This is a genomic window from Pseudomonas sp. Leaf127, assembly GCF_001423155.1.
Classification (GTDB): domain Bacteria; phylum Pseudomonadota; class Gammaproteobacteria; order Pseudomonadales; family Pseudomonadaceae; genus Aquipseudomonas; species Aquipseudomonas ovata.
Genome location: NZ_LMOA01000021.1, coordinates 864,515 through 878,128, shown reverse-complemented (window position 1 = coordinate 878,128; position 13,614 = coordinate 864,515). Strand labels below are relative to the sequence as shown.

Below are 13,614 nucleotides of genomic sequence, written 5' to 3'. Positions count from 1 at the left end.
CAAGTAAGAAGCGCAGCGGTGTGCAGCCTGGGGCTGATGGGTTGCATCTAATCAACAGCTTGCAGGCCGGTACTGCAGAACACCGCAGACCGGCTTGCAGCTTGCAGCTTGAAGCTCGCAGCTAAAAGAGGAACTCTTTGATATGTCTCAGAAATTCGACGTCGTAGTGATCGGCGCAGGCCCTGGCGGCTACGTAGCGGCCATCAAGGCTGCACAGCTCGGTCTCAAGACTGCCTGCATCGAGAAGTATCAGGACAAGGAAGGCAAGCTGGCGCTGGGCGGCACTTGCCTGAACGTAGGCTGCATTCCTTCCAAGGCGCTGCTGGACAGCTCCTGGAAATACTACGAAGCCAAGAAAAGCTTCAACGTCCACGGTATCAGCACCGGCGAAGTCGCCATCGACGTGCCGACCATGGTTGGCCGCAAGGCCACCATCGTCAAGGGCCTGACCGGCGGCGTTGCCAGCCTGTTCAAGGCCAACGGCGTGACCTCCCTGCAAGGCCACGGCAAACTGCTGGCCGGCAAGAAAGTCGAGCTGACCAAGGTCGATGGCACCGTTGAAATCATTGAAGCCGAACACGTGATCCTGGCTTCCGGTTCGCGTCCGATCGACATTCCGCCGGCTCCGGTCGACCAGAACGTCATCGTCGACTCCACCGGCGCCCTGGAATTCCAGCAAGTGCCAAAACGCCTGGGCGTGATCGGCGCCGGCGTCATCGGTCTGGAGCTGGGTTCGGTCTGGGCTCGCCTGGGCGCTCAGGTCACTGTCCTGGAAGCACTGGAGAAGTTCCTGCCAGCCGCTGACGAAGCCGTGGCCAAGGAAGCGCTGAAGACCTTCACCAACCAGGGTCTGGACGTCAAGCTCGGCGCCCGCGTGACCGGTTCCCAGGTCAACGGCGACGAAGTCGAAGTCACCTACACCGACGCCAACGGCGAGCAGAAGATCACCTTTGATCGTCTGATCGTGGCCGTGGGCCGTCGCCCGGTGACCACCGACCTGCTGGCCACCGACAGCGGTGTGACCCTGGACGAGCGTGGCTACATCTACGTCGACGACTACTGCGCGACCAGCGTACCGGGCGTCTACGCCATCGGTGACGTGGTCCGTGGCCTGATGCTGGCGCACAAGGCTTCGGAAGAAGGCATCATGGTGGTTGAGCGCATCAAGGGCCACAAGGCCCAGATGAACTACAACCTGGTTCCGTCCGTGATCTACACCCACCCGGAAATCGCATGGGTCGGCAAGACCGAGCAGACCCTGAAGGGCGAAGGCGTTGAAGTCAACGTCGGCACCTTCCCGTTTGCCGCCAGCGGCCGTGCCCTGGCAGCCAACGACACCGGCGGTTTCGTCAAGATCATCGCCGACGCCAAGACCGACCGTGTCCTGGGCGTCCACGTGATTGGCCCGAGCGCTGCCGAACTGGTTCAGCAGGGTGCGATCGCCATGGAATTCGGCAGCAGTGCCGAAGACCTGGGCATGATGGTCTTCTCTCACCCGACTCTGTCCGAAGCGCTGCACGAAGCGGCCCTGGCAGTGAATGGCGGCGCCATCCACATCCAGAACCGCAAGAAACGCTGAGACAACAAGAAACCACGGTGCCATGCCCGTCGCGAACCATGAGGTTCGCCGCGGAAGTGGCGCCGGACTCGACCTCTCAGGCGGCGGTGTGAAGGTTTTCGAACCTTCACGCAGTCCACCCGGAGTAGCGGTCACAGGTGGTGCGGCACACGCCGTGTGCAGCACCGAATGCGCAATGCCCAACAAAGACGGTAATAAGCATGAATCTTCACGAGTATCAGGGTAAGCAGCTGTTCGCTGAATACGGCCTGCCAGTATCCAAAGGCTACGCAGTTGACACCCCGGAAGCAGCCGCAGAAGCTTGCGACAAGATTGGCGGCACCGAGTGGGTCGTCAAGGCTCAGGTTCACGCTGGTGGCCGCGGTAAAGCCGGCGGCGTCAAGCTGGTTCGCAGCAAGGAAGACGCAGCAGCGTTCGCCCAACAGTGGCTGGGCAAGCGTCTGGTGACCTACCAGACCGACGCCAACGGTCAGCCAGTGACCAAGATCCTGGTTGAATCGTGCACCGACATCGCCAAAGAGCTGTACCTGGGCGCTGTAGTCGATCGTTCCAGCCGTCGTATCGTGTTCATGGCTTCCACCGAAGGTGGCGTGGACATCGAGAAGATCGCTCACGACACTCCTGAGAAGATTCTCAAGGCCACCATCGATCCACTGGTTGGCGCACAGCCATTCCAGGGTCGCGATCTGGCTTTCCAGCTGGGTCTGGAAGGCAAGCAGGTGACTCAGTTCGCCAAGATCTTCACCGGTCTGGCCAAGCTGTTCCAGGACCACGACCTGGCCCTGCTGGAAGTCAACCCGCTGGTCATCAAGGCCGACGGCGACCTGCACTGCCTGGACGCCAAGATCAACATCGACGCCAACGCCATGTACCGTCAGCCAAAGCTGAAGGAATTCCACGATCCTTCGCAGGACGATCCTCGCGAAGCTCACGCTGCCAAGTTCGAACTGAACTACGTTGCGCTGGAAGGTAACATCGGCTGCATGGTCAACGGTGCCGGTCTGGCCATGGGTACCATGGACATCGTCAACCTGCATGGCGGCAAGCCAGCCAACTTCCTCGACGTAGGCGGTGGTGCAACCAAGGAACGCGTAACCGAAGCGTTCAAGATCATCCTGTCCGACACCAATGTCGCGGCCGTACTGGTCAACATCTTCGGCGGCATCGTTCGTTGCGACATGATTGCCGAAGGCATCATTGGCGCCGTGAAAGAAGTCGGCGTCAAAATCCCGGTTGTTGTTCGCCTTGAAGGCAACAACGCTGAGCTGGGCGCTAAAGTACTGGCAGAAAGCGGCTTGAACATCATCGCAGCTACCAGCCTCACCGATGCTGCTCAACAAGTTGTCAAAGCTGCGGAGGGCAAGTAATGAGCGTTCTGATCAATAAAGACACCAAGGTTATCTGCCAGGGCTTCACCGGCTCGCAAGGTACCTTCCACTCCGAACAAGCCATCGCCTACGGCACCAAGATGGTTGGCGGCGTGACCCCGGGCAAGGGCGGTACTACCCACCTGAACCTGCCCGTGTTCAACACGGTGAAAGAAGCCGTAGACACCACCGGCGCTGACGCCTCGGTCATCTACGTACCGGCTCCTTTCTGCAAGGACTCGATCCTGGAAGCCGCTTTCGCCGGCATCAAGCTGATCGTGTGCATCACCGAAGGCATTCCAACCATCGACATGCTGGAAGCCAAGGTCAAGTGTGACGAGCTGGGCGTGGTCCTGATCGGTCCTAACTGCCCAGGCGTCATCACCCCGGGCGAGTGCAAGATCGGCATCATGCCAGGTCACATCCACTTGCCAGGCAAGGTCGGTATCGTGTCGCGTTCCGGCACCCTGACCTACGAAGCTGTCAAGCAGACCACTGACGCCGGTTTCGGTCAGTCCACCTGCGTCGGCATCGGCGGTGACCCGATCCCGGGCTCGAACTTCATCGACATCCTGAAGCTGTTCCAGGAAGACCCGAAGACCGAAGCGATCGTCATGATCGGTGAGATCGGCGGTTCGGCCGAAGAAGAAGCCGCTGCCTACATCAAGGCCAATGTGACCAAGCCAGTGGTGTCCTACATCGCTGGTGTGACTGCCCCTCCGGGCAAGCGCATGGGCCACGCCGGTGCAATCATCTCCGGCGGCAAAGGCACTGCGGACGAGAAATTCGCCGCGCTGCAAGACGCTGGCGTGAAGACCGTTCGCTCCCTGGCGGACATCGGCAAGGCCCTGGCCGAGCTGACCGGTTGGGAAGTCAAGAAGTAAGCTTCGGCTGACCGATTGATGCTCCAACAAAGGCCACCTTCGGGTGGCCTTTGTGCTTTCAGGGTTTGACGTTTCTGCAAAGATATCCGTGCAGCAACCCACGCTCCTTCTCATCAAATACAAATAACGGGCTGATTCACTGGATATTGAATTCACCCTCGTAGGAGCGCGCTTGCCGGAATGCCGGACCACCGCGACCGAGTGCGCAGCGCTCGCAAAAATCTGCGAAACGCTGAAAATCTACGACTGCTAACGCAGCCGGTCGCGGGCAAGCGCGCTCCTACACCGGGCGTGGAATGCGCATGCTTTGCGCGTAACTTGCTCAAAACATGTAGAAATCGCGACAGGAAGGTGCATATCGTCGCATCAGGGCCCTGTGCTAGTGCGTTTTGTGCGCGATTTCGTTAGCCTTGCAGCCTTCTTGGTGCAGGCCGCTTCCCACAAGGAATCGCAGCCCTGCACGCCAGCCTTATCAAGGCTGCAACTCTTCCCAAACCCACGGGATCTACCTTCTCATTTCCTGATTCGGCAGTGTGGTTCCTCGATGAAAGTGTTGAAAGGCCAGGACATCCTGGCACTGGGCTTCATGACGTTTGCGTTGTTCGTTGGCGCCGGCAATATCATTTTTCCGCCCTTCGTGGGGCTGCAGGCGGGTCCTCATGTATGGATGGCAGCGCTGGGCTTTCTGGTCACGGCGGTAGGCTTGCCGGTGCTGACCGTCATCGCCCTGGCCAAGGTCGGTGGCGCCATGGACAGCCTGAGCAGTCCGATCGGCCGGGTCGCCGGCGTGCTGCTGGCCACTGTCTGCTACCTGGCCGTCGGCCCGTTCTTCGCCACGCCGCGTACCGCGACCGTGTCCTTCGAAGTCGGCCTGGCCCCCTTTACCGGTGACAGCCCGCTGGCCCTGTTTCTCTACAGCCTGGTGTATTTCCTGATCGTGCTGGTGGTGTCGCTGTACCCGGGCCGTTTGCTCGACACGGTGGGCCGGGTACTCGGTCCGCTGAAGATCATTGCTCTGGCCATGCTCGGCATTGCAGCTTTCATGCTGCCGGCCGGCGACATGGGCGTCGCCCAGCCCGCCTATGTGGCTGCGCCGTTTGCCAAGGGCTTTACCGAAGGCTACCTGACCATGGACACCCTGGGGGCACTGGTCTTCGGCATCGTGATTGTCAATGCCATCCGCTCGCGTGGCGTCGACTCGCCGCGACTGATCACCCGTTACGCGATCATCGCCGGACTGATCGCCGGCGTTGGCCTGGCGCTGGTGTACATCAGCCTGTTCCGCCTGGGCTCGGGCAGCCATGCCATCGCGGCCCAGGCCGCTAACGGTGCGGCGGTACTGCATGCCTATGTGCAACATACGTTCGGAACGCTGGGCAGTGGTTTCCTGGCCGTGTTGATTGCCCTGGCCTGCCTGGTGACGGCCGTGGGCCTGACCTGCGCCTGTGCCGAGTACTTCAGCCGCCTGTTGCCGCTGTCGTACCGCACGCTGGTGGTCGGTCTGTCGCTGTTCTCGCTGGTGGTCTCGAACCTGGGACTGACGCGTCTGATCGAGTTCTCGGTGCCGGTGCTGACCGGTATCTACCCGCCGTGCATCGTGCTGGTGGCGTTGAGTTTCAGCAGGAGCCTGTGGCTCAACCCGAGCCGTGTCGTGGCCCCGGTGATGATCGTGGCGCTGTTGGCCGGCATCATCGACGGCCTCAAGGCTGCAGGCCTGGAGCTGTACCTGCCTTCGCCATTGAGGGATCTGCCGTTCAGTGCGCAGGGCCTGGCGTGGCTGTTGCCTTCATTCATCGCGCTGGTCGCAGCGGCGGTGGTCGACCGCCTGTTGGGCAGGCGCCAGGAGGCCCTGGCGTGAAGCATGTTTCGTTAATGCAACGCTCGATAATGCTGACTGTTTCGTTGTGTTGACACTGCAGCAATAACTAATAAGGCCCGCTCAAAGCGGGCCTTATTAGTTTAAACAGGTTCACGCAAGCTTATTATTGCTTGGGTGCTGTTTCAGTCGTGGTGGCAGGCGCAGTCGCCGGGGTGCCTTCTTTAGCGCGCTGTTGTGCGGCTTCGGCGTTCTTCTGCGCAGCTTCCTGGCTTTCTTTGGCCGCGTCGTTCACTTTCTCTTGAGCTTTCTGCATCGACTCTTGAGATTGTTCGGCTTTTTTGTTGGCATCTTGCTGAATATTTTCAGATTTTTTGTCGCAGGCAGCGAGGCCCAGGCTGGCGGCCAACATCAAGGCAAGAGTAATGGATTTACGCATGAGGTGTTTCTCCTTATTGAATACCTAACGTGCCTAAGAGCCTGGGGTCATAACGTAAGTTCCAGCGGATTATCAGAATATTAAAATCGGCTCGCCGGGAACTTATGCAGTAAGTGCCATCTTCTGTGATGGCATCGTGGCGTCGAGTGGTTATACGACCTGTGAAGACACGCCCAGCACACAGCACTTGCAACGATCATTCTTGTTGCCCCTTGAAATCCTCCCCGCCGGCCCCACCTTCATGACAACCCGCTGCCACGCCTCGCTGAACGTGGCATCTCGTACCCCCTGAATTGGAGCTTGACGAACATGAGTGTGGAATCTCAAAAGCAAACCCTGGGCTTCCAGACCGAGGTAAAGCAACTGCTGCACCTCATGATCCATTCGCTGTATTCCAACAAGGAAATCTTCCTTCGCGAACTGATCTCCAACGCCTCCGACGCCGTTGACAAGCTGCGCTTCGAAGCCCTTGCCAACCCGCAACTGCTCGAAGGCGGTGCCGAGCTGAAAATCCGTGTGAGCTTCGATGCCGACGCCAGAACCGTCACCCTCGAAGACAACGGCATTGGCATGAACCGCGACGATGTGATCACCCACCTGGGTACCATCGCCAAATCCGGCACCGCCGATTTCATGAAAAACCTGACCGGCGACCAGAAGAAGGATTCGCACCTGATCGGTCAGTTCGGTGTGGGCTTCTACTCGGCCTTTATCGTGGCCGACCAGGTTGACGTGTACAGCCGTCGTGCCGGCACACCTGCCAGCGAGGGCGTGCATTGGTCCTCCAGGGGCGAGGGCGACTTTGAAGTCGCCAACATCGACAAGCCCGAGCGCGGCACCCGCATCGTCCTGCACCTCAAGGCCGATGAAAGCGAATTCGCCGACGGCTACCGCCTGCGCAACATCATCAAGAAATACTCCGACCACATCGCCCTGCCAATCGAGCTGCCCAAGCAGCAGCCGGCGGCCGCCGAGGGTGAAGAGGCGCCGGCCGAAGAATGGGAAACCGTCAACCGCGCCAGCGCCCTGTGGACCCGTCCGCGTACCGAGATCAAGGACGAGGAATACCAGGAGTTCTACAAGCACGTCGGCCACGATTTCGAGAACCCGCTGACCTGGAGCCACAACAAGGTCGAAGGCAAGCTGGAATACAACTCGCTGCTGTTCGTACCGGCCCGTGCCCCGTTCGACCTGTACCAGCGCGAAGCCCCGCGTGGCCTGAAGCTGTACGTGCAGCGTGTGTTCGTCATGGACCAGGCCGAGTCGTTCCTGCCGTTGTACCTGCGCTTCATCAAGGGCGTGGTCGACTCCAATGACCTGTCGTTGAACGTCTCGCGTGAAATCCTGCAGAAAGACCCGATCATCGATTCGATGAAATCGGCCCTGACCAAGCGCGTGCTGGACATGCTGGAGAAGCTGGCCAAGAACGAACCTGAGCAATACAAGGGCTTCTGGAAGAACTTTGGCCAGGTGCTCAAAGAAGGCCCGGCCGAAGATTTCGCCAACAAGGAAAAAATCGCCGGCCTGCTGCGCTTCGCCTCCACCAGCGACGAAAGCGGCGAGCAAAGCGTAGCGCTGACCGACTACCTGGCCCGTGCCAAGGAAGGTCAGGACAAGATCTATTACCTGAGCGGCGAGTCGTATGCGCAGGTCAAGAACAGCCCGCACCTGGAAGTCTTCCGCAAGAAAGGCATCGAAGTGCTGCTGCTCACCGACCGCATCGATGAGTGGCTGATGAGCTACCTCAACGAATTCGACGGCAAGAGTTTTGTCGACGTGGCGCGTGGCGACCTGGACCTGGGCAACCTGGACTCCGAAGAAGACAAGAAAGCCCAGGAAGAAGTCGCCAAGGAAAAAGAAGGCCTGGTCGAGCGGATCAAGACTGTGCTGGGCGAATCGGTCAGCGAAGTGCGTGTTTCCCATCGCCTGACCGATTCTCCGGCTATTCTGGCCATAGGCGAACAGGACCTGGGGCTGCAAATGCGCCAGATTCTCGAAGCCAGCGGGCAGAAGGTTCCGGACTCCAAGCCGATCTTCGAATTCAACCCGGCGCATCCTCTGATCGGCAAGCTTGATGCCGAGCAGAACGAAGAGCGCTTCGGCGAGCTGTCGCACATCCTGTTTGATCAGGCGGCGCTGGCTGCCGGTGACAGCCTGAAGGATCCGGCCGCCTATGTGCGCCGCCTGAACAAGCTGTTGGTTGAACTCTCGGTCTGACGAGTGGCCTCAAGAAAACCCGCCCCGGCGGGTTTTTTTGTTTTTCTGTGCCGGGTCATTTTCCAGCGTTCAAGGAGTCAATGATGAGCAATGACGTGACAGTTCGTTCCGTAGTCTATGAGATCAACGGCCAGGCGTTCGAAAGTCGCCTGGTGTACAGCGCCAGTGCCAGTCAGCCACGACCGGGCCTGGTGATGGCGCCGAACTGGATGGGCATCAGCCAGGGCGCCGAAGACATCGCCCGACAGGTGGCCGCGCAGGGCTATGTGGTGCTGCTGGCCGACCTGTACGGCCAGGGCGTGCGGCCCGCCAATGCCGAGAAGGCCGGGCAGGCCATGACCCGGGTCAAGGACGATCGGGCGGTGCTGCGCAAGCGCATGCAGGCGGCCTTGAAGCAACTGCTGGCGCAAAAGGATGTATCGCTGGACGCCACCCGTATCGCCACGTTCGGTTTCTGCTTTGGCGGCTGTGCCGCGCTGGAGCTGGCGCGCAGCGGTGCCGATGTCGAAGCCACGATTACCTTCCACGGCACGCTGGACACCAATACCCCTCAGGATGCGCACAATATCCAGGGCGCGGTGCTGGTGCTGCACGGCGGTTCCGACCCGATGGTGCCGGCTGACCAGTTAAGGGACTTCAAGCGCGAAATGGACGAAGCCGGTGTCGACTGGCAACTGAACGTCTATGGCGAGGCGGTGCATTCGTTCACTGACCCCGAAGCCGACGTGCCAGGCCGGATGATGTACGACCCCAGGGTCTCGGAACGTGCCTTCAAGGCCATGTACAACCTGCTGGACGAAGTGTTCGTCGACGCGCCGACGGTATAATTCCCTCCATGTGCCCGCAGCACCGCCTGCGGGCCTGCTCTGGCGGGCAGGAAGCCGCGCCTTGTGAGGGTAGGCCGTTGCTGGGGGGTGTGCTTCAATGCATTGACTTCAGCCACTGCCCCGACAGGATGCGCCCGATGCAACGACTCACCGCCAAAGACTTCGCGCCTGAACTGCTGGAACTCTACGATTTCTACGCCCATGGCCAGATCAACCGCCGTGAGTTCATCGACCGGGCGGCGAAGTTCACCCTGGGCGGGCTGACCGCCACGGCGGTGCTGGCAGCCCTGAGTCCCGATTACGCGCTGGCCGAGCAGGTGGCGTTCACCGACCCTGATATCGTCGCCGAATACGTCACCTATCCCTCGCCCAATGGCCACGGTCAGGTACGCGCTTATTGGGTACGTCCGGCCAAGGCCAGCGGCAAGCTGCCGGGCGTGGTGGTGGTGCATGAAAACCGTGGCCTGAACCCGTACATCGAAGACGTCGCCCGGCGCGTGGCCAAGGCCGGCTTCATCGCCCTGGCGCCCGATGGCCTGAGTTCGGTGGGGGGCTATCCGGGCAACGACGACAAGGGGCGCGAGCTGCAGCAGCAGGTCAACCCGGAAAAACTGCTCAACGATTTCTTCGCCGGTCTCGAATGGCTGATGGCGCATGACGCCAGCACCGGCAAGGTCGGCATCACCGGCTTCTGCTACGGCGGCGGGGTGGCCAATGCGGCCGCCGTGGCCTATCCGGAACTGGGCGCCGCAGTGTCGTTCTACGGCCGCCAGCCCAAGGCCGAGGATGTCCCGCGCATCAAGGCTCCGGTGCAGATTCACCTGGGCGAACTCGACACCCGCATCAACGAAGGCTGGCCGGCCTACGAGCAGGCGCTCAAGGCCGCTGGCACCCCGTATCAGGCGTATATCTACAAGGGCGCCAACCACGGCTTCCACAACGACTCTACCCCACGCTACGACGACGCTGCTGCCAACCTGGCCTGGAGCCGCACGATTGAGTGGTTCAAACGTTATTTGTAGGAGCGCGCTCAGCCGGAATGCCGGACCACCGCAACCGAGTGCGTTAGCAGTCGTAAAACTTCAGCGTTTCACAAATTTTTCGGTCATTCGCTGCAGATTTTCAGTGTTTTGGAGATTTTGCGAGCGCTGCGCACTCGGTCGCGGGCAGAGCGCGCTCCTACAGCTGAGAGGGCGTCGTTGCGTTCTTGCATAGCCCGGTGCGGGCTAGCGGCCATGGCGCCGGCGGGCTTCTTCGCTGTCGGTCACGACCTGGCGCTCAATGGCGGTGGCGCGGATACCCGCCTCAAGCAGCGCCATGGCGGTGAATTCGACCATTCGCAGCTGTTGTCCTGCGGCCAGTGCCGCCAACCGGCTGGCCTCGTTGTCGAACACCCAGGTCACCCGCACGCTGGCGCCCGGGTTGGCATGATTGATCGTGTGGGTCAGCCACTCGAAGCCCGGGATTTCAGCCTTGGCGGTTTCACAGGCTTCGGTCAGGGTCTGGATCAGGCGGCGTTCAAGGTGCGCCTGTTCGCGTTTGGTCAGGGGCATGGCAGAGGGCGTCGAAAGCAGAGAGGGGCGGCCAGTGTGCCATGAATGCACCCTGGCCGCTGCCCGGCATTACTTGAAGTGCTGCTCGAAAGTGGCCACCTGCTCAGGCGTAATGAGCTGGTAGGGCACCCAGACATCGCTTTGCACCGCCTCACCCTTGATCATCTGCAGCGCCGCTTGCATGGCGCTGCTGGCCTGGGCCGCCGGGTCCTGGAACACCGAACCTGCCAGTTGCCCACGCTTGATCGCGGCCAGGCCATCGGGCAACCCGTCGATGCCGATCACCGGCACGCTGCCCTTGGCCTTGCCCGACTGCTGCAGCGCCATGGCGGCGCCGATGGCCATCTCGTCATTGTTGGCGACGATGGCATCGATCTGCGAGCCGGCCAGGATCCAGTTGCTGGTCAGGTCCATGCTGCGGCTGCGCTGCCATTCGGCGCTTTGCTGCTCGACGATCCTGATGCCCGGATAATCCTTGAGCACCTGCTTGACGCCTTCGGTACGGCCTCGCGTTGCATTCTGCGCCAGGTCACCCATGATGATCGCCAGGTTGCCCTTGCCGCCCATCTTTTCGGCCAGGTAGCGCATCTGCAATTGCCCGGCTTCTTCATCGCGCGAAGCCACGGCCACCACGCCCTTGGGTAACACGGCCTGGTCCGGTCGACGGTTGACATACACCAGCGGTGTGCCGGCCTCAACGGCGGCCTGGGTGACCTTGGCAATGGCGGCGGTGTCGGCCGGCAACACGATGATGGCGTCGACCTTCTGGCTCAGGAAACCCTGGACCTGATTGAGCTGGCGCACCACGTCGCCCTGGGCATCCTCGACCTGCAGGGTCACGCCGGCCTTTTTGGCCGCATCGTTGAGGCCATTGCGCACGTAGGTCATGAAGTTATCGTCGACCCGCGCAATGCTGACACCGATACGGTAGTCAGCCAGTGCCGTGGTGGCGAGGGTCAGGCAGCCGAGAAGCGTTGCACTGGTAAAGCCGAGCAGTCGGATAAGGCGCATGATGATTTCCTGTTGTTGTTATGGGCATCAAACGTACAGCCTGGGCAGCGAGTGCTGCGCAGGTCTTGCTCACTCAAGGGTAAAGGCGCGCCGGAAACGCTCGATCGCCTGCTGCGAGTCGCCCGAGGCCCAGCCTTCCAGCCCGACCACGCCGCGATAACCCTGGGCATGCAGCGCACGGGCAATGGCCGGGTAGTGAATCTCGCCGGTGCCGGGCTCCTTGCGGCCCGGAACATCGGCCACCTGAATCTCGCCGATGGCGCTGCCGGCGCGCTGGATCAGCTCGATCAGGTTACCTTCGCCGATCTGCGCGTGATACAGGTCCAGATTCAACAACAGGTGCGGGCTGCCGACCGCCTCGATCAGCGCCAGGGTGTCTTCGGCACGGGCGAACGGTGTGCCGGGGTGATCGACAGCGGTATTGAGGTTCTCCAGCAAGAACACCTTGCCGGCGCGCTCGCCCAGCCGGGCGATTTTTTCCAGCGTCTTGCAGGCGGTCAGCCACATGCGTCCGGTTATTTGCTCGACCGGCCTTACCGGCAGCCCCTTGCCGTCAAGCCCGGTGCCATGCAGGTTCAGGCTCGGGCAGCCCAGCTGGTCGGCGACGTGCAGCGACTCCTGCGCGCTGTCGAGCAGGCTGGCAATGCCGTCCGGCTCGGTCAGGTTGCCGGTGATGTAGCCGGTCATGGACGTGAAGTCGGCACCGGTGGCGGCCAGGGCCGGAATGTCCTTGGTGGTCCAGTTCCAGATTTCCACGCTCAGCCCCAGCGCCTGGATGCGCTGCACGCGCTCCACGAACGGCAGGTCGAGAAACAGCATTTCGGCACTGGCCGCCAGTTTGAACGGGCAATGGCTCATGGCTGTTCTCCTTGCAGATGCACCGGCCGGCCTTGCTGGAACGAGTCGATACAGGCGCGGGCGATCACCAGGGCGGCGCGGGCGTCCTCGCCTGTGGCGTGCGGCGTGTGGCCGGTGCGCAGGCAGTCGGCAAAATGATTGAGTTCGGCGATGTAGGCGTCCTTGAGCAGCTCGGTGTCCAGGCGCAGCGTGTCGGCGCCGGTGCCCTCGGCGGTGTAGCGGCGCAGATCAGAGGTGTGGATATCGCCCATGGTCAGCATGCCGGCGCTGCCGAACACTTCGCCGCGCACATCGTAGCCGTACACGGCCTGGAAGCTGGCCTCGGCACTGGCCAGTGCGCCGTTGTCATAGCGAATGCTTACCAGCGCGGTGTCCAGCAGGCCCTTATCCTTGAACGCCGGGGCGATCAGTGCGTCAGCCATGACACTGACCTCGACGGCCCTGGCACCGGGGTTGAGGTAATTGAGGGTGTCGAAGTCGTGGATCAGGGTTTCCAGGAAGATCACCCATTGCGGCGAGGCCGCCGGGTTGTTCAGCGCCGGGTCCCGGGTCAGCGAACGCAGCAGTTGCGGCGTGCCGATGCGTCCGGCCACAACGTCCTGATGCGCCTGGCGAAAGCTTGAGGCGAAACGGCGGTTGAAGCCGACCTGCAGCACCACGCCGGCCTGTTGTGCCGCCTCGATGGCCTGGTCGGCTTCCTCCAGGCTGATGGCCATGGGCTTCTCGCAAAAGATGCCCTTGCCGGCGCGGGCGGCGCTGATCACCAGCTCGGCATGGGTCCGGGCCGGCGAGGCAATCAGCACGCCGTCGATATCCGGATCCAGCAGCAATTGCTGCGGGTCGGTGTAGACCTTGTCGACGCCCAGTTCTGCGGCCAGTCGGGCTGCCTGACCCGGGGTAGGGTCGGCGATGGCGGCCAGGATGGCGCCGGGAATATGCCGGGCGGCGGTCAGGGCATGAAAACTGCCCATGCGACCGGCGCCGATCAGGCCAAGGCGAAGGGTCTTTTGCGTGCTCATGGTGTAGCTCCTTTTTTATTGTGAGGGGCGGGGTCTTGAACGTC

Annotated in this window: 12 protein-coding genes; 7 read left to right on the top strand and 5 right to left on the bottom strand. The window is 61.5% G+C overall.

All coding sequences use genetic code 11. The annotated features are described in order from the left end of the window. Window positions 1–142: 142 nt before the first annotated feature. The 4 genes from lpdA (at window position 143) to brnQ (ending at window position 5,688) form a co-directional block, all read left to right on the top strand. The gene (lpdA, locus tag ASF84_RS17310) at window positions 143–1,579 is read left to right on the top strand and encodes a dihydrolipoyl dehydrogenase (RefSeq protein WP_056840032.1); all 1,437 of its coding nucleotides are present in this window, start codon (window positions 143–145) and stop codon (window positions 1,577–1,579) included. Between the two features lie 200 nt (window positions 1,580–1,779). Further along, window positions 1,780–2,946, top strand: coding sequence for an ADP-forming succinate--CoA ligase subunit beta (gene sucC / locus ASF84_RS17305; RefSeq protein ID WP_056840031.1), 1,167 nt, complete (start codon window positions 1,780–1,782; stop codon window positions 2,944–2,946). Next, window positions 2,946–3,830 carry a succinate--CoA ligase subunit alpha gene (sucD, locus tag ASF84_RS17300; protein ID WP_056840030.1) on the top strand — a complete coding sequence of 295 codons (885 nt, stop codon included), beginning with the start codon at window positions 2,946–2,948 and terminating at the stop codon, window positions 3,828–3,830. The genes sucC and sucD overlap by 1 nt, the downstream gene beginning before the upstream one ends. 544 nt (window positions 3,831–4,374) lie before the next feature. Next, a complete protein-coding gene (brnQ, locus tag ASF84_RS17295; protein ID WP_056840029.1) occupies window positions 4,375–5,688 on the top strand; it encodes a branched-chain amino acid transport system II carrier protein in 1,314 nt (437 codons plus the stop codon). 124 nt (window positions 5,689–5,812) lie between these two features. Here the strand turns inward: brnQ and ASF84_RS17290 are convergent, their stop codons facing one another. Beyond that, entirely contained in the window at window positions 5,813–6,085 is a 273-nt protein-coding gene (locus tag ASF84_RS17290) for a hypothetical protein (RefSeq protein WP_056840028.1), read from the bottom strand. Window positions 6,086–6,394: 309 nt separating this feature from the next. Between ASF84_RS17290 and htpG the strand changes: the two genes are divergently transcribed. The 3 genes from htpG (at window position 6,395) to yghX (ending at window position 10,151) form a co-directional block, all read left to right on the top strand. Then, window positions 6,395–8,302 carry a molecular chaperone HtpG gene (htpG, locus tag ASF84_RS17285; RefSeq protein WP_056840027.1) on the top strand — a complete coding sequence of 636 codons (1,908 nt, stop codon included), beginning with the start codon at window positions 6,395–6,397 and terminating at the stop codon, window positions 8,300–8,302. An 83-nt stretch (window positions 8,303–8,385) separates the two neighbouring features. Then, complete coding sequence (locus ASF84_RS17280) at window positions 8,386–9,129, top strand: dienelactone hydrolase family protein (RefSeq protein WP_056840026.1); 744 nt, start codon at window positions 8,386–8,388, stop codon at window positions 9,127–9,129. 137 nt (window positions 9,130–9,266) lie between these two features. Beyond that, complete coding sequence (gene yghX, locus ASF84_RS17275) at window positions 9,267–10,151, top strand: YghX family hydrolase (RefSeq protein WP_056840025.1); 885 nt, start codon at window positions 9,267–9,269, stop codon at window positions 10,149–10,151. 204 nt (window positions 10,152–10,355) lie between these two features. Here the strand turns inward: yghX and ASF84_RS17270 are convergent, their stop codons facing one another. The 4 genes from ASF84_RS17270 to ASF84_RS17255 all read right to left on the bottom strand — a co-directional run bounded on the left by ASF84_RS17270 (window position 10,356) and on the right by ASF84_RS17255 (window position 13,570). Then, the gene (locus ASF84_RS17270; RefSeq protein ID WP_056840024.1) at window positions 10,356–10,682 is read right to left on the bottom strand and encodes a hypothetical protein; all 327 of its coding nucleotides are present in this window, start codon (window positions 10,680–10,682) and stop codon (window positions 10,356–10,358) included. 69 nt (window positions 10,683–10,751) lie between these two features. Further along, window positions 10,752–11,693 (bottom strand): sugar ABC transporter substrate-binding protein, encoded by a 942-nt coding sequence (locus ASF84_RS17265; RefSeq protein ID WP_056840023.1) that lies wholly within the window; start codon window positions 11,691–11,693, stop codon window positions 10,752–10,754. A gap of 69 nt (window positions 11,694–11,762) precedes the next feature. Continuing rightward, window positions 11,763–12,551: a TIM barrel protein gene (locus tag ASF84_RS17260; RefSeq protein ID WP_056840022.1), complete on the bottom strand. Its 789-nt coding sequence runs from the start codon at window positions 12,549–12,551 to the stop codon at window positions 11,763–11,765. Further along, window positions 12,548–13,570 (bottom strand): Gfo/Idh/MocA family oxidoreductase, encoded by a 1,023-nt coding sequence (locus ASF84_RS17255; RefSeq protein ID WP_056840021.1) that lies wholly within the window; start codon window positions 13,568–13,570, stop codon window positions 12,548–12,550. Before ASF84_RS17255 ends, ASF84_RS17260 begins: the two co-directional genes overlap by 4 nt. Window positions 13,571–13,614 lie beyond the last annotated feature (44 nt).

What these genes read in the sequence shown, in the direction of transcription:
- yghX (WP_056840025.1), top strand. Translation starts at nt 9,267, where the DNA reads ATGCAACGACTCACCGCCAAAGACTTCGCGCCTGAACTGCTGGAACTC.
- ASF84_RS17290 (WP_056840028.1), bottom strand. Translation starts at nt 6,085, where the DNA reads ATGCGTAAATCCATTACTCTTGCCTTGATGTTGGCCGCCAGCCTGGGC.
- sucC (WP_056840031.1), top strand. Translation starts at nt 1,780, where the DNA reads ATGAATCTTCACGAGTATCAGGGTAAGCAGCTGTTCGCTGAATACGGC.
- ASF84_RS17280 (WP_056840026.1), top strand. Translation starts at nt 8,386, where the DNA reads ATGAGCAATGACGTGACAGTTCGTTCCGTAGTCTATGAGATCAACGGC.
- lpdA (WP_056840032.1), top strand. Translation starts at nt 143, where the DNA reads ATGTCTCAGAAATTCGACGTCGTAGTGATCGGCGCAGGCCCTGGCGGC.
- sucD (WP_056840030.1), top strand. Translation starts at nt 2,946, where the DNA reads ATGAGCGTTCTGATCAATAAAGACACCAAGGTTATCTGCCAGGGCTTC.
- ASF84_RS17270 (WP_056840024.1), bottom strand. Translation starts at nt 10,682, where the DNA reads ATGCCCCTGACCAAACGCGAACAGGCGCACCTTGAACGCCGCCTGATC.
- htpG (WP_056840027.1), top strand. Translation starts at nt 6,395, where the DNA reads ATGAGTGTGGAATCTCAAAAGCAAACCCTGGGCTTCCAGACCGAGGTA.
- ASF84_RS17255 (WP_056840021.1), bottom strand. Translation starts at nt 13,570, where the DNA reads ATGAGCACGCAAAAGACCCTTCGCCTTGGCCTGATCGGCGCCGGTCGC.
- brnQ (WP_056840029.1), top strand. Translation starts at nt 4,375, where the DNA reads ATGAAAGTGTTGAAAGGCCAGGACATCCTGGCACTGGGCTTCATGACG.
- ASF84_RS17265 (WP_056840023.1), bottom strand. Translation starts at nt 11,693, where the DNA reads ATGCGCCTTATCCGACTGCTCGGCTTTACCAGTGCAACGCTTCTCGGC.
- ASF84_RS17260 (WP_056840022.1), bottom strand. Translation starts at nt 12,551, where the DNA reads ATGAGCCATTGCCCGTTCAAACTGGCGGCCAGTGCCGAAATGCTGTTT.